The organism is Paenibacillus sp. EB106-05-06-XG162, assembly GCF_058791655.1.
Map to the genome: position 1 here is coordinate 328,384 of NZ_JBYTDT010000003.1, position 19,586 is coordinate 347,969.

Annotated in this window: 22 protein-coding genes; 5 read left to right on the forward strand and 17 right to left on the reverse strand. The window is 49.3% G+C overall.

Annotation, left to right across the window (positions count from 1 at the left end):
- Positions 1–24: 24 nt before the first annotated feature.
- The 3 genes from AC3WU2_RS10280 to AC3WU2_RS10290 all read right to left on the reverse strand — a co-directional run bounded on the left by AC3WU2_RS10280 (position 25) and on the right by AC3WU2_RS10290 (position 2,666).
- Positions 25–651: an XTP/dITP diphosphatase gene (locus AC3WU2_RS10280; protein WP_018756974.1), complete on the reverse strand. Its 627-nt coding sequence runs from the start codon at positions 649–651 to the stop codon at positions 25–27.
- Positions 652–659: 8 nt separating this feature from the next.
- Complete coding sequence (rph, locus tag AC3WU2_RS10285; protein WP_018756973.1) at positions 660–1,421, reverse strand: ribonuclease PH; 762 nt, start codon at positions 1,419–1,421, stop codon at positions 660–662.
- A 162-nt stretch (positions 1,422–1,583) separates the two neighbouring features.
- Positions 1,584–2,666, reverse strand: a complete 1,083-nt coding sequence (locus AC3WU2_RS10290; protein ID WP_492453777.1) for a GerMN domain-containing protein — start codon at positions 2,664–2,666, stop codon at positions 1,584–1,586.
- A 189-nt stretch (positions 2,667–2,855) separates the two neighbouring features.
- Between AC3WU2_RS10290 and AC3WU2_RS10295 the strand changes: the two genes are divergently transcribed.
- The 3 genes from AC3WU2_RS10295 to AC3WU2_RS10305 all read left to right on the forward strand — a co-directional run bounded on the left by AC3WU2_RS10295 (position 2,856) and on the right by AC3WU2_RS10305 (position 5,714).
- Entirely contained in the window at positions 2,856–3,416 is a 561-nt protein-coding gene (locus AC3WU2_RS10295; RefSeq protein ID WP_379345604.1) for a phosphatidylglycerophosphatase A family protein, read from the forward strand.
- Positions 3,417–3,512: 96 nt separating this feature from the next.
- On the forward strand, positions 3,513–3,959 hold the full coding sequence (locus tag AC3WU2_RS10300) for a Dps family protein (protein WP_018756970.1): 447 nt from the start codon (positions 3,513–3,515) through the stop codon (positions 3,957–3,959).
- A 516-nt stretch (positions 3,960–4,475) separates the two neighbouring features.
- The gene (locus tag AC3WU2_RS10305) at positions 4,476–5,714 is read left to right on the forward strand and encodes an RNA polymerase sigma factor (protein WP_492453779.1); all 1,239 of its coding nucleotides are present in this window, start codon (positions 4,476–4,478) and stop codon (positions 5,712–5,714) included.
- A 51-nt stretch (positions 5,715–5,765) separates the two neighbouring features.
- On the opposite strand, the gene AC3WU2_RS10310 is transcribed toward AC3WU2_RS10305, so the two are convergent.
- Genes AC3WU2_RS10310 through AC3WU2_RS10320 form a run of 3 tightly spaced genes read right to left on the reverse strand, consistent with a single transcriptional unit; the run spans position 5,766 to position 7,959 of the window.
- Entirely contained in the window at positions 5,766–6,746 is a 981-nt protein-coding gene (locus AC3WU2_RS10310) for an MBL fold metallo-hydrolase (protein WP_492453781.1), read from the reverse strand.
- 12 nt (positions 6,747–6,758) lie between these two features.
- Positions 6,759–7,487: a class I SAM-dependent methyltransferase gene (locus tag AC3WU2_RS10315; protein WP_492454039.1), complete on the reverse strand. Its 729-nt coding sequence runs from the start codon at positions 7,485–7,487 to the stop codon at positions 6,759–6,761.
- A gap of 49 nt (positions 7,488–7,536) precedes the next feature.
- Positions 7,537–7,959, reverse strand: a complete 423-nt coding sequence (locus AC3WU2_RS10320) for a MarR family winged helix-turn-helix transcriptional regulator (RefSeq protein WP_492453782.1) — start codon at positions 7,957–7,959, stop codon at positions 7,537–7,539.
- A gap of 210 nt (positions 7,960–8,169) precedes the next feature.
- On the opposite strand from AC3WU2_RS10320, the gene AC3WU2_RS10325 reads away from it, so the two are divergent.
- On the forward strand, positions 8,170–9,381 hold the full coding sequence (locus AC3WU2_RS10325) for an MFS transporter (protein WP_492453784.1): 1,212 nt from the start codon (positions 8,170–8,172) through the stop codon (positions 9,379–9,381).
- Between the two features lie 60 nt (positions 9,382–9,441).
- The gene (locus AC3WU2_RS10330; RefSeq protein WP_492453786.1) at positions 9,442–9,861 is read left to right on the forward strand and encodes a universal stress protein; all 420 of its coding nucleotides are present in this window, start codon (positions 9,442–9,444) and stop codon (positions 9,859–9,861) included.
- 75 nt (positions 9,862–9,936) lie between these two features.
- Here AC3WU2_RS10330 and AC3WU2_RS10335 read toward each other — a convergent pair whose 3' ends face one another.
- From AC3WU2_RS10335 to AC3WU2_RS10385, 11 genes are read right to left on the reverse strand one after another with little or no spacing between them, the layout of a single operon-like run.
- Complete coding sequence (locus AC3WU2_RS10335; RefSeq protein ID WP_492453788.1) at positions 9,937–11,466, reverse strand: amino acid permease; 1,530 nt, start codon at positions 11,464–11,466, stop codon at positions 9,937–9,939.
- A 34-nt stretch (positions 11,467–11,500) separates the two neighbouring features.
- The gene (locus AC3WU2_RS10340; RefSeq protein WP_018756962.1) at positions 11,501–11,626 is read right to left on the reverse strand and encodes a hypothetical protein; all 126 of its coding nucleotides are present in this window, start codon (positions 11,624–11,626) and stop codon (positions 11,501–11,503) included.
- 32 nt (positions 11,627–11,658) lie between these two features.
- A complete protein-coding gene (gene eutC, locus AC3WU2_RS10345) occupies positions 11,659–12,561 on the reverse strand; it encodes an ethanolamine ammonia-lyase subunit EutC (protein WP_492453789.1) in 903 nt (300 codons plus the stop codon).
- Positions 12,562–12,596: 35 nt separating this feature from the next.
- The gene (locus AC3WU2_RS10350) at positions 12,597–13,958 is read right to left on the reverse strand and encodes an ethanolamine ammonia-lyase subunit EutB (RefSeq protein WP_492453791.1); all 1,362 of its coding nucleotides are present in this window, start codon (positions 13,956–13,958) and stop codon (positions 12,597–12,599) included.
- Positions 13,959–13,991: 33 nt separating this feature from the next.
- Positions 13,992–15,500 carry an ethanolamine ammonia-lyase reactivating factor EutA gene (locus tag AC3WU2_RS10355; protein WP_492453793.1) on the reverse strand — a complete coding sequence of 503 codons (1,509 nt, stop codon included), beginning with the start codon at positions 15,498–15,500 and terminating at the stop codon, positions 13,992–13,994.
- The gene (locus AC3WU2_RS10360) at positions 15,497–16,156 is read right to left on the reverse strand and encodes an ANTAR domain-containing response regulator (RefSeq protein WP_492453795.1); all 660 of its coding nucleotides are present in this window, start codon (positions 16,154–16,156) and stop codon (positions 15,497–15,499) included. Before AC3WU2_RS10360 ends, AC3WU2_RS10355 begins: the two co-directional genes overlap by 4 nt.
- Positions 16,153–17,619: a sensor histidine kinase gene (locus tag AC3WU2_RS10365; RefSeq protein ID WP_492453797.1), complete on the reverse strand. Its 1,467-nt coding sequence runs from the start codon at positions 17,617–17,619 to the stop codon at positions 16,153–16,155. The genes AC3WU2_RS10360 and AC3WU2_RS10365 overlap by 4 nt, the downstream gene beginning before the upstream one ends.
- 48 nt (positions 17,620–17,667) lie before the next feature.
- Complete coding sequence (locus AC3WU2_RS10370; protein WP_492453798.1) at positions 17,668–18,117, reverse strand: EutP/PduV family microcompartment system protein; 450 nt, start codon at positions 18,115–18,117, stop codon at positions 17,668–17,670.
- A gap of 1 nt (position 18,118) precedes the next feature.
- Positions 18,119–18,460, reverse strand: a complete 342-nt coding sequence (eutS, locus tag AC3WU2_RS10375) for an ethanolamine utilization microcompartment protein EutS (protein ID WP_018756955.1) — start codon at positions 18,458–18,460, stop codon at positions 18,119–18,121.
- Positions 18,453–18,773 carry a EutN/CcmL family microcompartment protein gene (locus AC3WU2_RS10380; protein WP_492453800.1) on the reverse strand — a complete coding sequence of 107 codons (321 nt, stop codon included), beginning with the start codon at positions 18,771–18,773 and terminating at the stop codon, positions 18,453–18,455. Before AC3WU2_RS10380 ends, eutS begins: the two co-directional genes overlap by 8 nt.
- On the reverse strand, positions 18,760–19,575 hold the full coding sequence (locus AC3WU2_RS10385) for a hypothetical protein (protein WP_492453802.1): 816 nt from the start codon (positions 19,573–19,575) through the stop codon (positions 18,760–18,762). Before AC3WU2_RS10385 ends, AC3WU2_RS10380 begins: the two co-directional genes overlap by 14 nt.
- Positions 19,576–19,586: the final 11 nt, after the last annotated feature.

Sequence of the window (19,586 nt, forward strand, 5' to 3'; positions counted from 1 at the left end):
TAGCTTTTTTGTTGATCTTATGTGCTATTTCTCAATCTTCTTAAGTAATTGCTCTAATGCTCTGCCACGATGACTAATGGATTGCTTCTCATCCACCGTGAGCTCTCCCATGGTCTTCTCGAACGCTGGCAGGAAGAATAGTGGATCATATCCAAATCCGCCAAGACCACGCGGTTCTGCAATAATCCAGCCTTCAACCTGACCAGATGCCTCCACATGCTCTTGGGTGTCTGGATCGAAGAGAACCAACGTACAGACGAACTGCGCAGGACTAAGCAATGATTGCTCCGTATCCTCGCCCTCTGTCAATTCGCCAAGGGCATGCAGCAGCTTATCGTTATTCGCTTGATCGGTCGCTCCTTCGCCCGCATAACGTGCAGAATAGACACCTGGGTCTCCGTTCAGCTTATCGACACATAGACCCGAATCATCCGCTAGAACCGGAACGCCAAGAGCGAGAGCAACGGTCTTCGCTTTCTTATAGGAGTTCGCGAAGAACGTTTCTCCATCTTCAACAACATCCGGGATATCCGGGTAATCGTACATGCTCTTCACCTGTTTGCCGATGGCAGCAAAAGCATGAGCGAATTCCTTCACTTTCCCTTTATTCCTTGTTGCAACGATAATCGTATCTTGAGCAATGCGAGTCATGGTGTTCGTTACCCCCGTACTGCTGCAGCCACAGCTTCAATCTTCGCGGAAATAACGGGACCTAATGCCGATTTCTGTATCTCGATGAGCTCCAGAATGCCTATTTCACCAAGCTCCAGCAGTTGGTTCAACTCTTGACGAGAGAACGGTGCTTCTTCACCCGTACCTTGCAGCTCAACAAACTTGCCGTTTCCTGTCATGACGACGTTCATATCGACTTTCGCTTTGGAATCTTCCTCATAGTTCAAATCGAGCAGCGCTTCATTCTGAATCACCCCAACACTAACGGATGCGAGGAAATCTGTAATCGGGAATCTGGCTAATTTATGCTGCTCCGCAATCCGATTGATCGCAATCGCCATCGCGACGAATGATCCTGTGATCGAAGTCGTTCTCGTGCCGCCATCAGCCTGAATAACATCACAATCGAGTGTAATCGTACGTTCGCCAAGTGCATGAAGATCTACGACAGAGCGTAATGCACGGCCGATCAGACGCTGGATTTCCATCGTACGTCCTGTTAGCTTGCCTCTTGCAGATTCGCGTTGATTACGTGTTTGGGTTGCACGCGGAAGCATGGAATACTCCGCCGTAATCCAACCTTTGCCTTGCCCCTTCATAAAAGGAGGAACCTTCTCATCGACGGTCGCCGTGCAGATCACCTTCGTATCTCCAAATTCTATAAGGACAGAGCCCTCAGCATATTTATTCGCATTTGTTGTAATGGAAACCGTCCGAAGCTGATCCTGTTTTCGTCCGTTTATTCTCATGTAGCAACCTCCTCTATTTTGAACCTTGCCTGTATTCGTTATGAACATAACTTTCTTATTCTACCAAAGACCCTGCGGAAAAGCACCTTTTACAGCCGGAAAAGTAAAGACAAAAAGCGGGGGATTCGCATCCCCCTTTGTTTACAGGCTATATCATTCGATTTATGCTTTCATTCCATTCACACCAGTTGGACGCGTTACAGGCTTGCCATAATTCTGATTGTCATCACCTACGACATTGGTCTCACCGTTGATTTTAATTTGAACTTTTTTCGCCGCCGTATTCTCAGTAAGGGTTAAAATCACGGCTTGCAGCATTTCGGCAGGCGTCTTCTGATTCGCTTCGAACATCGAGTCCGTCAGGTCGACGGTAATCGTCGTGCCATCCTTCGTCCGCTCGATTTGTTTGACCTTCGTCTCTGGCGTCATGACGGGTTCAAGCGCATCCGAGTTATGCGGACCAACGATAAGTTGCTCCAGCGAAGCAGCCGCGATATCCGCCGACGGCTCAATCAGGCGCGTAACCGGAACATAATATTGCACATTATCCGGTGATACCGCGGAGAAGTAGACCGTGACCGGCATCGAGTTCATATACGTCACATTCCCATTATCTGTTATCTCCAGATTGATCCCCATCTCACGCGTCATCGGCTCATCCATCGGCAATCCATCGACAGGCATCTCGTTCAGCGTTTGCCCTTCAAGCTTCAATTGGACCTTCTGAATGCTCGGATCATTGGTTACAGCCCATGTGACCGCTTCAACAATTTTACGTTCATCCGTCACATTATAATCTGCGAATTGCTGGGAGAACTCCACCGTCGCAATTTTGTTCTCAGTATCACGTGTAATATTCTTCACGACCGTACCTTTAGGCAGTACAGCTTGGAAGCCGACGGGCAGCAACTTCTTATCTTTATTGTCTTCAACCATCATTTCAAGCGCCCGCTTCACTGCATCCTCACCCTTCTTCACCTGTACATCCAGTGTGATCGGAGCGAGCATGCCGCTGCTGTCCTTCAAGAATACCGTTAGTCCATTTTTGATTTGCGGTTTCGTAGTTGTTGGCTTGACGACGTTTAAGGTGTCCGTTTCATTCATCATGTGCATTTCGACGTCAGCGGGGGGAGCATCAATCTTCTCGTTGGCTTCTTTGGAAAATAGACCGCAGCCCGACAGTGTTAAGGGTACAGCAATAAGTCCCCCAAGAGCCAAATTGCGAAGCCATTTGTGGATAAGCATCTACGATTTCCTCCTTAAAACGGTTTAATCTTACTTGTACTACTATGTATACGAGCCTCCCTCGTGCGATATAACTACTTTTTGTCCAAATCTATTCGCATGAATGTATATTTTTTCATACGGATGAAAATAACGGTTCGCGTATACTATAAGGAGGAATCCAAAACAACATCGGGGTGTGTACTACATATGGAAGACTCCACAACGCCTTATAGTCTCGACAGCACCAAGGTCGCGGAAGCAACAAGGAGATTACTAACAGAGCGCGGGGTAACCGTCGAACAAATCGGTGAACTCGTGCTGTTCCTGCAACAGAAATATTTCCCTACTTTAACGATGGAGGCGTGTATCGAGAACATCAACATGGTGCTGTCCAAACGCGAGGTTCAGAATGCTGTCCTCACTGGCATTCAGCTCGACCTGCTCGCCGAAGAAGGCAAATTACTCTCTCCACTTCAAGAAATGGTGCGCAACGATGAGAGCCTCTATGGGGTCGATGAAATTCTAGCCTTCTCAATCGTCAATGTATACGGAAGCATTGGCTTTACGAATTACGGTTATGTGGACAAGCTCAAGCCAGGGATCTTGGAGAAGCTCAACGATAAACATGATGGTCAGATCCATACCTTCTTAGATGATATTGTTGGCGCGATCGCCGCTGCTGCGAGCAGCCGAATTGCCCACAGACAGCAGGCTGAGAAAGAAATTGCGGAAGGCAAAATCAAACCTAATCCACAAACTTCGGAATAGGGGTAGCCAAACATCGCGCGGTATGTTATTATGAATTCACAGGTTATTTAGAATTATTCTAATTTAGTAATAAATTCAAAAGAGGAGAGATTACACATGACACAAAATAATAATCAAGTCGTCGAGGTCCTTAACAAACAACTAGCGAACTGGAACGTTCTCTTCGTGAAATTGCACAACTACCACTGGTATGTCAAAGGGGATCAATTCTTCACTTTGCATGAGAAATTCGAAGAGTACTACAACGAAGCGGCAACGTATGTCGATGATATTGCTGAACGTATCCTCACACTTCAAGGCGCTCCAATTGCAACAATGCGTGAGTACCTTGAGACTTCCAGCGTGAAAGAAGCAACGGGCAAAGAAAATGCCAAAGAAATGGTTGCCTCTATCAAGAACGACTTCGAAGTCGTCATCGCTGAATTACAGCATGGTATGGAAGTAGCTCAAGCGGCAGAGGACGAAGCGAGCTCCGATATGCTCCTCGGTATCAAAGGAACACTAGAGAAACATGCTTGGATGCTAAGAGCATTCTTGGCCTAAAAGCATGATTAACGCCTAGCGTTGTCCCCCTAAAGGGCGCCGCTAGGCGTTTTCTATATAGTAATGGATGAAGGCGGCATGCGTTACACCTCACCTGCTCTCGCACCTATCCACTCCTACTCCTACGCCTCTATCTTGGAGTTTTGCATTGTAGGAAGTCATAATAGCTACGATAGAACTTCTATGATGGATCTCGCAGTAATTTTAGACATGATGCAAGGTTTGAGAACAGTTTGACCCCGCTATATTGCTGCAATCCAGTATAGCTCCTAATAGAAGCGTATTTGACGTATCTACAGTGCACAGATACAACATAGGCATACATGATCAAGAGCGATCCGTCGGGCTGAGCTCTTTTTTGTCTTGGCTGGTCACTACGTTTTCTGTAACTTTAATCCAGTCACTATGTCTCTTTGGTGACAGGTCTGCGGATTTTGAAATTCATAGAACATGGATGTGGCTTTTTACGTGCCAGTGGTGTCTAATGAATTGTAAGTTCAAGAGGAGGTTCTTCAGGTGTCACGAGCTCAAGACAAATCGCAAAACCCTGTTCTTCCGGAGGAGCAGGAGCACATCCAGCAATTTGAAGCCATCTATGATCAATATCGCGAGAGAATTCGCAATTATATCGCAGTGAAGACAAATTCGGCGGTAGCCGACGACTTGACGCAACAAGCTTTCTTGAAAGCAATGGAGAACTTCCATTTATTCAAAGACAACGCCAGTCTGTTCACTTGGATATTCAAAATTGCCCAGAATATTGTGAAAAACGAGTATCGTACGAGATCTCGTAATAAAGAAATCGCACACGAAGTTATCGACTTTGAGTCCCAATCGATTTCCCTCGATATGGCTAAGGATGTCGACATCCGCATTGATATTAGTGCTGCATTAGCCAAATTAAATGAATTAGACCAACAGATCATATCTTTACGATTTTTCGTCGACTGTACCTTATTGGAAATATCCAAAATTATCGGGATGCGCGAAAGTGCGGTTAAGAACAGGCTCTATCGTGCCTTAGAGAAACTAAAAAAAGAATTAAAAGAATGGGGTGACATTACAATCATGTCTATTCAAGAACTGATATCGATTGTGAATAAAAGCGAAGCGTCCAGCAAGAATGATGCGATGAAAAAGGTATACCAAGATTTATTCGATGAACTTAAAGGTCAAGTGGAGCGGATTACTACAACTTATCGACATCAACCTTCCCAGAAAATCGTGATCGAAATCTATCCGGATCTGCCTACTTTCCATCAAGCTGTAGGCGAAACGGATGCACCAAATTGGTTCATGGGAACCTATGACCATAACATATTAAAGATCGTGTCTCCATTGAACCCAGGACCTGAGCATACGTATCAATCGATTCTGAAATCCACTGTACATTTATTTACGATGTGGTTGATCAGCGACATCAATCCGCTCGCGCCCAAATGGTTACGACAAGGCATCGGTGGCTTTGAAGCCAAGCAAATGACGCCCGAATATATTAAGAACACGACTTATGATGCGATTAACAACCACGCAGTCCCTACACTCCAAGCATTAAACGACGATTCATGGGATTTCGGAACGATGGGAGGATTTCAATTCTCCTATCTATTGGTGGAATACATTCTTCAGGAATACGGGATCGATGCACTTAACAAACTAATTCGCAATCCTACGGACTTCCCACGTGTATTACAGCGTACAGAATCTGAATTCCATCAGCAATGGATCAGCAATTTAAAAGCAAACGTTAGATAACGAAAAACCCACCGTCGGGATGCTATCCCCGGGTGGGTTTTCAAGCATGCATTAAGCTTTCTTATACGCGATAAATCCTTCGGTATTCTCCTCGGCACGCACAAGTCCGCGCCGTTCCAGCTCAATCAAATGGGCAAGTGTCTCCGACATCGCAAACCGCAGCTGATGAACGGTCAATTTGGCGTTAAACACTGCATTGCAGCATTCGTAGGCCGTCTTCGGCTCCGTTAGTAATTCAACAAACTTCACTAACCGTTCCTCATGATGCGTGAGCAGATCCACGATACGTTCCTGGTAATGACGGAATGGATGCCGGTGCCCCGGATAAGCGATCTCAACATCATAGGCTTGCAGCATTTTCAAACTCTCCATGAATGATTGCAACGGCTGGGGGTCACTGCCCGGTATGTAACTGATATTTGGCGAAATTTGCGGCAGGATCTGATCTCCACAGAGCATCTCCTGTGAAGCCTCATGATAGAAGCAAGCATGCCCTGATGCATGTCCATTCGTCACAATCACTTGCCACTCGCGATCCCCTAGTCGAATGTTCGATTGTTCTAGGTATGTAACCTCTGGCTGCGGAGAAACATAAGCGATGAAGCTGTCAAAATGCTCCTTGATCTCAGCACGGATAGAAGCATCCATCCCGTGATGCGCGAGCAGTTGATCCATCGCGGCGGTGGCCGCCTGATCCTTCCCCCACATCATCTGTGCATGCGTATGAGCTATCTCTGTCATATAGACCGGCGCACCCGTCTGCACCTGGAACCACCCCGCCAGACCATAATGATCCGGATGATGATGGGTCAGTACAATTCGCTCAATATCTTGCATTGTGATGTTTAATTCCGACATTGCAGCACGCCAAGCTTCGAGCGCATCCGCTGTATGCTGTCCCGGATCGATTAACGTATATCCTTGAGAACCTCGCACCAGATAGCTATTAACCCATTTGAGTGCATTCGGCAGCGGGATTTGAATTTGAATCAGATCTTCTCCCCACTCTGATGTCACAACCTGATTTGTCATTTCCGATCTCTCCTATCCACGGCCAACGAAGATCATTCTTGGTGATGTATCTTCCTCATAGACGCTCTCATCATAATTGCCGTATATCTGTTCAATATGTAAACCGGCTTCCGACAGCATCGATCGAAATGCATCCAGATGATACAACTTCACACGCTCATGATATCGGCGAACGCATTCCTGCGCATCTGTAATAACAATTTCTTTTTTCACATAACCCGCTTCAATCTTACGGTATTGATCAATGCGCAGCCCGTCTTCTTTGTGTTCTGTATAAGGGACAAGATTTCGCTTAACATAAGACGGATTGAGAAAATCGATAATGAAAGGCGCTCCCGGCGCCAGCATCCGTTTAATTTCGTGAAGTACCCTGCCGTTCTCTTCATCAGAATCGAAATATCCAAAAGAAGTAAATAAATTCACCACCGCATCATATCCGCCATCTAAAGGAATCGAGCGCATGTCTGAACGAACCCAGCACACACGTTGTTCGATATCTTGCGCCTCTGCTTCACTTAAGAGGACCTCCGACAAATCGACGCCCGTCACATGGTATCCAGAGTCTGCAAGCACGTTCGAATGTCTTCCCATCCCACAGCAGAGATCGAGCACCTTGGCCCCAGCAGGCAGATGAAGCCAACTGATCATTTGCTGCACTTCCTCGTAAGCCCCATAACGATCTCGATGCTTATAGACGATTAAGTAGTCCTCGCCAAAACTTTGTTCAAACCACTCACTCATACCAACAATTCCCTTCTGCACACACAATCCTCTTATAAAAAATTATTATTTATTCCGCATGATTCAATCGAGCCAGATACGTAGTGAATTGTACCATTTCCTCTTCCGTCCAGCTCTCGAAAATTTCTTCGAAGCGTTGTACACGCGCGTTTTTGGCAAGCATAAACTCGTCCATTCCCGCAGAAGTAATCTGAATCAGACTAGCTCGTCCATCCTTCGGATCCGGGAGCCGCTCTACATAACCTTTCGCCTCAATGGAGGCAATCTGCCGACTGATCGTTGAGCCGTCGAGTCGAAGCTCCTCAGCAATCGCCTTAATCCCCATCGGACTTTTATTCTTCAATAAATAGAGCAGCAGATAGGCCGCCCGGTCTAATTTCCCAAGACGCATCTCCGACTGTACCGATAATGCTCTACGAATCAACATCGCTAATTCGAAATCCATCGTATCCATCAGCTTCTGTTCCATCATTCATCACCTGCTTCTTAAACTCTCTTTCGCTTAATGTAACAAAATTCGGCAGTTCCTTCAAACCATATTGACAGTTCATTAAATAGATGTATAATACATATATATTGATGCACTATACATGTAGATGTAAAATAATCCAATTATTATGATTTGTTTCTTGCCTAATTGGTCATTGTATTGGTACAACGAAAAATTATGGGGGCTTGATGTATGATTTCATCCAATTCACAGTATCAGGAAATTGAAAAGCGCGCAGGGATGTTGAACCAGCCTATCTCCGTATGGGCCATTGTCTTTGCCAGCATCATTTCTTTCATGGGATTGGGTCTTGTCGACCCGATTCTACCTGCGATTGCCAAGCAATTGCATGCAACGCCAAGTCAAGTGTCCCTCTTGTTCACCAGCTATAACCTCGTGACAGGGATCGCCATGCTCATTACCGGCTTCGTCTCTTCAAGGCTCGGAACGAAATGGACACTAATTACCGGGATCTTCATGATTATCGTCTTCGCAGCGCTCGCGGGCAGCTCTAATGCCATTAGCAGCATCGTATGGTTCCGCGGCGGATGGGGACTTGGCAACGCCTTGTTCATTGCAACGGCATTATCTGCGATTGTCGGGTTATCCAGATCCGGTACAGCCAAAGCGATTATTCTCTACGAAGCTGCACTAGGCCTAGGAATCTCGGTCGGACCATTGCTAGGTGGAGAGCTGGGTTCCATCTCCTGGCGCGGTCCATTTTTCGGCGTTAGCGGTCTGATGGCTCTGGCACTCATCTTCATCCTATTCATGATGCCGAATGTCGCAAAACCGAAAAAAGCGATTCCGCTGTCTGCTCCATTCAAAGCTCTTACGTACCCAGGGCTGCTCACGCTCGGCGTAACAGCATTCCTCTACAATTTCGGGATGTTCACGTTGATGGCTTATGCACCTTTTGTTATGGAGCTTGATGAACATGGACTTGGATATGTTTTCTTCGGATGGGGACTATTGCTCGCCATTACTTCCGTATTCGTAGCACCGAAATTCCAGCGCTGGCTTGGTACGATCAAGTCGATCAGCATCGTGTTAACCTTGTTCGCTCTCACGCTTATTGTGATGGGTATTGGGGCTGAAACGCCGAAGGTTGTAATTGTCGCTGTTATCGTATCCGGGATTTTCCTGGGTATTAACAATACATTGATCACCACAGCGGTCATGGAATCTGCACCGATTGAACGCTCAATTACCTCTGCCGCTTACAGCTTTGTACGGTTCTTAGGTGGTGCTGCAGCTCCGTTCCTAGCCGGTAAATTAGCAGAATGGTTCAACAGCCGAATTCCTTTCTATTTTGGCGGCGCGATGGTTCTGATCGCGGTCTTCTTCCTAATCGCAAGACGCAGACATCTCGCTGGCATCGACGACGCAGTAACTCATCATTAATCGAATGCAGTTACCTGCATAGGGTCCACCTATTCTGATCAATCTAAAGGGGGAATCACCATGTATGAACATATTATTGTTCCAATCGACGGGTCAAAGCATGCCATGCTCGCCTTGCAGCATACCATACAGCTCGCGCAGAACGAAGCATCCTGCTCGATCACGCTCCTGCATATTAATCCGCACATCTCCATCAATGAAGTGGCAATCGGCGTGGATCTCATTGCCCTGCAAGAGGAGGAAGGCCGTCTAATTCTGGCAGATGCGGAGAAGTTGATTGTCGGGACAGGCATTTCACACAAATCAGAGTGTTACACTGGTGATCCCGCACAACTTATCGTCAATAAAGCTAAAGAAGAGAATGCTGATCTTATCGTGATGGGCAGCCGCGGGCTGAGCTTGTTCTCCGAATTGTTCATCGGCAGCGTCAGTCATAAAGTTGTGCAGCATGCCCATTGTGCTGTGATGATTGTCAAATAAGAAAACAACACAAAAGAGACCTCCAAACTATGATCCGAATAGTTGAAGGTCTCTTTTACTAGCTATCCATCCATATTAGCTTTCAAGTTCCTTCTCTCGCTTAAGGATGTCTTTCATCGATGTCTTCAACGCAGCCTGTGGCCCCTCAAAGTGCTTGTTGTAATAGAGCAAATCCATCAGAATCAGCAGGATGAACATCCCAATCAGCGCATATCCTGCGTTCTGGTTCGGCGGGATGACCATCAAGACGCTAATGAAGATGATCCACAGCAAGGAGATAACATTGATGAGTCGGCCGTATTTGCCAAGGTTCCACGGTCCGAGATGTTTCGGCTGGAATTTGCCTTTGGCTTGTGCGACTAAGCGCAGCAGCATCGGAATCCCATAAGCGACATAGAGACCTACGACGCTGATCGCCGTCATAAAGACAATCGTCCCAACGGTGTTATCTGGATTAATGAGCTTCAGAATATAGTCAATCGCAGCGAGAATGAAAGAGAGAATGACGGCAAGCCAGATCGCTTTTGCAGGTGTGCGGAATTTACGCGAGATCTCGGCCCACTGCTTGCTGAACGGCATGCCTTTGTCGCGGGAGAATGCGTACATCATGCGAGAGAACGAGGTAATCGAAGATAGGCCGCAGAACCACATCGCGAGTGTCACGAGCCAGAGGAGAATGTTGCCGAACGTACCGCCAAGCGCTTCCGTGATGACATAGATAAATGCATTGCTCGCCCCCGCTGCCGCACTTGCATCTTGGATGGATAGCGTCACGAATACGAGCATAATAAATCCGAAGACGAAGGAATAGGCAACCGATGTGAATATCCCCCATGGCGCGCGAATCCGCGGATTGATCGTCTCTTCAATCGTATGCGCGGAAGCATCATAACCCGTGAACGTCCATTGCGCCTGTAGGAGTCCGATCAAGAATGCAAAGGCATAAGGCTTATCGGAGAACGTCTGTCCGACTTGAAAAATATAATCAAGCGGCTTCAGCCCTGAGTTCGTGAAGAAGGCAAGACTTACAACCAGTACAGCTACAATGATGATATGGTACCAAGCTGAAATGTCATTAAATTTCGCCACCAGCTTGATTCCCACATGGTTCAAGATCCCATGGCTGAGCAGGATGATCGCGAAGACGATCAGTATCGTCGTATCATTCGACGTATAGCCGAACACGGAAGCCAGCAATGGATCGGCGAATAAGGCAACCGAATAATCGATTCCTGCCACGATACCGATCTGGCCGATCAAGTTGATCCAAGCCGTATACCAACCCCACCGCTTATTTCCGAGCAGCGATGCCCAGTGATATAATGCGCCAGCCGTCGGAATCGCTGAAGCAAGCTCTGCCATCGAAGCAGCGACCAAGATGACGAAGAGCGCAACGAGCGGCCATCCAAACCCCATCATCCCTGGACCGCCATAGAGCAGTCCATGTCCATATAAGGAGACGGCTCCTGTGAGAATGGATATGACCGAGAATGAAATCGCAAAGTTCGAGAACCCGCCCATACTACGCAATAATTCTTGCGCATAACCGAATCGATTCAAATCTTTTTTGTCCTCTTGCCGTTGTTGTTCTGAGACTTGACTCATGGATTTCCCTCCTTATCAGTTCCGCTTCATACCATTAACTTAAGAAGTTCTCGTGATTCTTCTCGTCATAATTCCGAATATTGCGATTTGCGAGCAATACAATACCGAGAATGACAGCACAGGTTAAGATCACCAATAAAATCCCGAGAATCAAGTTCATCTTCTCACCTCCTCACACGTGGATTCGGATCGCTACATGATGAGTTTGATGCCGCTGGTCTGCTGCTCTAGCATCTTGTGCAGCACGGTGCCCATATGGGCTCCCGCTTCAATCGGTGGGGTTCCGCCGCGATGAATATTCGAGATGACGGTACGATCGGATTCGACCGTTCCGGCATGAGGGCGATAACACATATAAGCGCTCATCGATTCAGAGGAGACAAGACCCGGACGCTCGCCAATGAGCAGAACGAGCACCTCGGGCTGTAGAATTTCACCAATGTGGTCCATGCAGCCTACACGCCCGCCTCGGACGAAGAAAGGCGTTCCGCAGGATAAGCCATAGACCTCAAGCGCATTCATTAAGGAGGGGTATACGTCACGTATATTGCTCTCTATGGCATTTGCACTGAGGCCATCTGCCACGACAATTTGTACTTGCGGTCTGTGCACACATTTCTCTCTCATGAGGGCGACTCCCTCATCATTGATCCGACGGCCTTTATCCGGTCTGCGCAGGAAGGTCTCCATGTCCCCATAATGCGTCTCGACGGTGAACAAATTCATCTCCTGCAGAAGGTCTGGCGATACTTCGCTGAACACCGCATCGATCGCAGCCGCATGTGCATTACGCAGTGCCAGCATGGTTGAAGTGAGCGGCCGAGTTCCCGTTCTCCAGACGCCTATGCGCGCCGGCGTGCTCGCGAGCAGCTCCTCCATTCCTTCTGCCCATCTAGGTTCGGGAATGTTATGAGGAAGCACTTCATCGATCGAATGGTCTGAAGGCAGCTCGCCACTGTGAGATTGAGCTAACATTTCATAAGAGGTTGCAGCTTCAGCAATCATATGAGGCTTGGATTCCCTATCCTCCACCTTCTTCTCCAGCGCCTTCATCACTTGATCGACTAGCCAATTGAGCGTGCTCGAATCGTTCATCCGAGTTCCTCCTCTCGATTAGACTCTTAAGCTCGTTACATGAACAACGTCGGATCACCGGCTAACGGAGTCAGTCGACCGTTCTGCATCAGCCCCATATCCTCCAGCCAGCGTTCGAAATCCGGCGCAGGGCGTTTCCCGAACAATTCGCGTACAGTCGCAATGTCATGGAAACTAGTCGACTGGTAATTCAGCATGCAATCATCTGCCATAGCAACGCCAATCAAATAATTCACCCCAGCTGCAGCAAGCAGCACCGCGAGATTATCCATATCGTTCTGATCTGCCTTCATATGATTCGTATAGCAGACGTCTACCCCCATCGGGAGCAAATGCATTTTGCCCATAAAATGATCTTCCAGACCCGCCCGAACGACCTGCTTATTATCATAGAGATACTCTGGGCCAATAAATCCAACCACCGTGTTCACAAGAAAGGGCTTATACTTGCGCGCCAATCCGTAACATCTGGCCTCAAGCGTCACCTGATCTATGCCGTAATGCGCCTCAGCTGAGAGCTCTGATCCTTGCCCCGTCTCGAAATACCATAGATTGGGCCCTGCCGCAGTTCCGTCACGATGAATTAGATCATCCGCTTCATCGAGCAGCTGCTCATGAATACCGAAGGCTTTATTACCCGCTTCCGTCCCTGCCAGGCTCTGGAATATCATATCCGCTGGTGCCCCCTGCTTAATCGCTCTCATCTGTGTCGTGACATGCGCGAGGACGCAGTTTTGTGTCGGAATACTCCACTTCTGCATGACTTCTTTGGTCATTTTCATCACTTCACGAACACTATCCGTCGTATCGATCACCGGGTTAATTCCAATTACAGCATCCCCGATCCCATAACTGAGTGCTTCATAGAGTGCTGCCTTAATCCCGAGAATATCGTCCGTCGGATGATTGGGCTGCGCCCGGCCCGACAGTACGCCACGCTGCCCAATCGTGTAATTGCAATGCGTCAGCACTTCAATCTTCGATGCCGCCTGCATCAGATCCAGATTCGACATGAGCTTCGCTACTGCCGCAATCATCTCACTCGTTAAGCCGCGACTCATTCGGATAATCTCCGGCTGTGTCGTTTTCGGGTGCAATAGATATTCGCGCAGTTCCGCAACCGACCAATTGCGAATTTCCGTATAGATCTTCTCGTTCACCTGCGACTCGATAATGCGAGAGACTTCATCCTCTTCTGGCGGAAGGAGGGGCTCATTGCGAATATCTGAGAGCAATGCATCTGCGAGCGCCGCCTTCGCTGCCATCCGTTCACTATTATCCGAAGCCGCAATCCCAGCGAGTTGATCCCCGGACTTCTCTTCATTGGCTTTGGCCATAATCTCCTTAAGGTTTGCGAATTGATAGGTTCTGCCAAGTAAATGGATGGTCATCTTCATTGGGGCCACCTCCTTTCTCTATTTGAACTACCTCTAGAAGGCTAGTGTCTTCACCATGACGGGAATCGCTCTATCCTGTACTGGCAGCCCAATATCGACATAGTCTCCATGCGTCACACGAATCTGATCAATACAGACCAATTTGGGATGGCCTTGTAACAGGAGACGCAGTCGATGCCCTAAAGCTTTCGCCATATCCTGCTCACAGACCAGCACGAGTGTCTCCACATGCGGGCAATGGGTGCGAAATTGCGCGGCTAACTGCTCCGCGAGCTTGTCAAACGCCATATAAGAAAGATGCTCGAGCGCTGGAAGTGCAATCCCCATCTCTTGACTTCGTTGTTCTCCGGAAGCGATGGAGCCTGATAATCCACCATACCACTTGGCTGCTTGTTCAAAAAACGTACCAAACGTAGCCATCCATTGTTCGTAAGTCCTTGTTCGATCCAATGGCGGAAGCTGAATGATCGGTACGTTACGAAGCGGTAAAATATCATCCTCAACGTAGACCGTAGATCCGCTTACTTCGGTACTCTGCATCCCGGCCCCGAGCACCGTCGCTCGAACCGTCTGGGAGGGCACAGCGGTGATAATCCCCATTTGATCACAACTTTCTCGCAGTACGCTCGCGAGCAGTGGACCCATGTCGCCGTGTACTGTAACTTCATGTAAGCTGCGCGGAGATGCCTCTTTCGCATAGAACCATTGGCCGATTCCCCCGGATACCATAAGGCGTGTATAGATCGGAGGGGCTTTATGGCGGCTTTTCTCACGACCGATTCGAAGAAGTTCTGCAGCAGGATCCACCCCGTTTGCTAGCCCTTGAGCTCCGGATAATCCGGATAGAAGACTTCGGCTCAATGCCGCAGCGATGGCGCGAAGATCATCGTATGTGCATCGCTCCCCTGCGCGGAGCTGGAACGCGTTCATGCGCAACCAGGGTTCGAGTGCCGACGCAACATATTGGATACGTCCATCCGGTTCAAGGCGGATCAGGCGCCCGCCAACATGATAGGTTACGGTGTGGATGACGTTGCCGCGATAGCAATAAGCAGCATTCGCCGTCCCACCGCCAATGTCCACATTGACGATGATGTCCTTACTCTCCCTGGAGTAGGCTTCAGCCCCCGAACCCTTCGCTGCGAGCACGGCTTCTAAGTCGCTCCCCGCTGTCGCAACCACGAAGGCGCCGGAGTCTTCCGCAATCTGCTGCAAGAAGGGGGCTGCATTGGATTTCCCAGCACTCTCCCCTGTAAAAATAACCGCCCCCGACATCACATCCTGCGGCGATATATTCGCCACGAGATATTGTTCACGCACCCACTCACCAATCGCTAGCTCATCGATTTGATCCTGGATCAATGGGGTCGTAATTACCGGGCTCTCGTACTGTATAAGGCGTTCAACAATCGCATACCGCGGAAGTGCAAAAGTGCTGGACATGCGGGCAATCCGCAACCTGCTGACGATCATCTTGGTTGTACTTGTTCCGACGTCGATCCCCACGCTGGTAAGCCATTCTTCCCGTCGGCCCGGTCTCATAGGACGCTCCTTCCCATTGTGCTATGGCCCCTATACCCTTCCGGGACATCATTCAACGGTTCTTGTACGATCTGCATCGCTAGTCCGGCCATCGATATCCGTTCACTCATACTCTGCTCTCGCAGCCAAGAATAGGCGTGCTCCTCCATGAGACCACGCTCCGTCATTAATCTGCCTTTCGCACGTTCGATCCACTTCCGATCCTCTAGAGACTGTCTAAGCGCTTGCAGTTCCTGCTTCACTCGCAAGAATTGTGCCCGCTGCCCGCAAGCAACTTCAACCGCTGGGATGAGTCGCTCCTCTGTTACAGGCTTCACGAGATAAGCCGTAACGCCCGCTTCCTTCGCTTGTTCAACATAAGTCATATCGCTATAAGCGGTTAGCAGTATGACAGCAGGAGAGCCTTGCGGCCAGCGGTCACTCATCTTATGAATCCGTCTTGCCGCTTGAATTCCGCTCTGTCCGGGCATTTTGACATCCATAAGAATCAGTCCCGGTTGTAAACGATGCGCCATTTCTATCGCTTCTTCCCCATTCCGCGCTTCCCCTACGACCTCGTATCCGTACTCCGCGAGCATTTCTCGCAAATCCATTCGAATGAGCGCATCATCGTCGACGATCAAGGTCGTTTTTATTGTCGCTGCAACATGATTCATTCCGATTCCCTCCCCCCATTCGATAGCGGAAATTGCAGCTCTGCGACCGCCCCGTGCTCGATACCCTCGAAGCGGAAAGTCCCGTTCAGCTGCCCTTGAACCAGTGTCCGTACCATATTTAAGCCAAAATGGGGCCCGCCCGTCGCTGAGACACTCGTCTCTCTATTTGGCATATGAATACCCGCCCCATTATCGATAAGCGCCATCGTGACCATATCATCCGACTGATGAAGGGTTATCGTAATGATCGGTTCCTGGTTCATGGCGTCTCCAAAGCCGTGCTTGATACTATTCTGAATCAGCTCCGTCACGATGAGTGCTAGAGTGGTAGCTTGTTCTGGCTCGATCCACAAGGTCTCCATCACCGGAAGTTCACAGCGTATGTTCTGATCTGGCGCCGTAAGCGAATGAATCACCATCGGGCAGAGGCGATGGATAACTTCGTACAGATTAATCTGATCCAGCCCTTTATACGCCAAAATATCATGGATCAACGCGATGCTGTTCATCCGTTGAATCATATCCCGGTACGTCTGCTTGACTTCCTCATGCTGCGTACGCCTCACTTGCAGCCGAAGAAGTCCTGCGACGGTTTGGAGATTATTTTTGACCCGATGATGCATTTCTTGGATAAAAGCGGACTTGAGTACAAGCTCTTTCTCTCGTTCCTTCAGCTCCGACAAATCCCGGATGAGCAGCAGACCGCCGACTGGATGGCCCTCCTCATAGAGCAGCATGGACTTGACCTCTAGTGCGTACGTTCCGCTCACTACTTCATGGGTCAGCATTTGATTCTGGAGCACATTCCGTTCCTTCGGCAATAACGATGTGAGCCATCGTCTGACTTCGAGCTCTTCCGTCATTCCGAGTCTCATCAGCCATGCTTCCGCGCTCCGATTCGAATAGGTTACGTGCCGCTCTGCATCGAACAGAATCATTCCTTCATGCATCAAGCCTGTGGTCCGATCCTCCTGTAATGCCAGATGCAGCAAGGTTTTACCGAGCTGTTCCGTCTTCTCCTTCAGGAAAGCGACGTTCTTCTCCTGCTGTACCTCGTGCGTAATATCACGCTCCAGAATCAACACGCCAATCGGTTGGCCCTGTTGATTCTGAATCGGAACGACGTTCTGCTGCATTTCCTTCTGCTCCTGTGAAATCGCTCGTGACCCTGTCACAGGCTTGCCAGAGAGCAAGCAATACATGACGGCAGGTTCATGCTGGGCGTACGCGAATTGTCCGATGACGGAGCCAAGGTATAGACTTGATGCCGTCGTCGGCTTCGCCTCAGCCACGACAATTGCGGACTCTCTATCTCGCGATAGACAGTCAATGAATAGGTCCGCTTGAGACAAATCTGCCATCATGGGAAGCTGAGCTGCCAGCGTTCCGAGGATTTGGATATCCTCTGGCCGTAGTTCCGTATGCTCAAGACAGAGCTTCTGAAGATGCGTCTGTGATGACATCCGACAGATTCCCCTTTCTACAATGACTAGCGCCAAGAATGAGATGGATTAGGTAAGAAGGAAGGTCAAGCGCCCACGCAAGGCATCAATATTATGCTTTGTGATGGAAGACGTCTGCCATAATTCCCCTTCCGGCAGTGCGATGCGAATGAGCGATTCCGCACGAATCAGATCCGCTTCGGGGTGATCCATCTTCGTAATGACGCCCATCGCTGGAATCGGAAACCCACCTGCAAATCCTGGTGGAAGCGCGATATGTCTTGCCGTCGCATCCTGTACAATGAGGAGCAGCCCCGCTTCGAATGAGGTCGCCATCAAGGATCGGTAGTACATCGGATTTTCCGTGTATTCGCCAGGGGTATCGATGATCCAATCCCGAAATTCCAAACTCTGCGTCTTACGCGCCGGTAGTTCATCTTGGAACAACGCTTGGAGCAGGGTCGATTTGCCAGCGCCCACGGATCCGATCAACATGGCACGTTTTTTGGGTTTCACCATATCAGGACCTCGTCAATAACGCGGGAGTATATAATAGCTTGCCGGAGAGAAAAGAGTTGATCGCTTCCATCGCCATCTCCACAGCAGCCACTTCGCCCGTGATCACAAGTGATCCTGTGAACCGATCCAAATAACCCAGCGCGACATCGGCAGCCTTCGTCGCAATGTCCGCAGCAATAATCGACGTCTCCGTCGGCGTCAGCGTGAGGATACCGATCGCACCGGCATCATGGAGCCCCAGCTTCGTATAGAGGATAGGATCGGGGTTCGCGATTACATGCGCGAGGGTCACCTGTTTGCCAGGTACATATTCCTGCACGACTCGCTGCTTCTGTTCACTCATTCGTCTCCCCTCCCTCTCCTGTACTTTCATGGAACATGATAACTTCATCCGACAGTTCGTAGGCATCGACAATCCCGACAACAATGGCATCAATCGGCACGCTTCGATTATCGAAGAGCATCCGCGCCGGGTTCCCACGCGATACGATCACATTCTCCCCAATACCCGCACCGATCCGGTCAGCCACGATCACGGTACTGCCTTGCGGTTGCCCTTTGAAATTCATCGGTTGAACAATCATGAGCTTCAGATTCTCCATTCCGCTCTCCTTATGTGTCGCCCAGACACTGCCGAGCACTTTACCGAGGAACATCGTTCTTCACCTCATCTACGAACCGAAGCTCAGCCTTATGTTCCCGAAGGACATCTCGGGCAAGCGGCGAGATCAGTGTCCCTCTTGCAACGGATAACACATGACCCTTACGATGACTAAGCAGCCGTGCCGCCTCCGAAGCCGTTAGCAGTTTTCCTTCGAACACAGCACTGCCCGATTTCTGCTCCAGCGGTGAATCAACGGTCTGCTCCGGCAGCAGCGCAGCGATGATCCGCTCAGCTAATTGATTGAAATCCGCCAGGAGAACACCAATCTCTTGCAGCTCCCGCAGCTTTGCACGGTAACGTTTGTCGTAACCAGGCGGCAATGCGGTGACTTGCAGAGTACGGCGGTTCGCCCGTGAAATCCCGCTCCCATCCGAAGAGATGAAGACGGGCTTGCTTATGAGCAGAGCCGCGTGCACAAGCTCGGAGACAACGGTCCCCTTCAAGCCGTAAACGATGCGAGAAGCTTGGTCCAGATCAAGCTCCGGAACGACAATGGCCGCATAACGCTGTGGCAGCTCGATCGGCGCTGGTGCAAATTCGTCCATCGCGATGCATTTGCCCGCCCCTGTACACTCAATGCACTGTGTTCCAATCCAACCGGAAGCCTCGCCATCGAGCAGGAGCAAATCATGTGCAACGCCTGCTTGCTTCAGCGTCACGAAATGATCCAGATAGAGGTCTGCCGCACGTGAATCATTCAGAATACACAAGACCTGCGGAGACGGCTTATCGGCTTTAGGCATGGATCGCAGCAATTCGCGAACCAGCTGCTCCACCGTTTGTGTCAGATCCAATGGAATCGCCT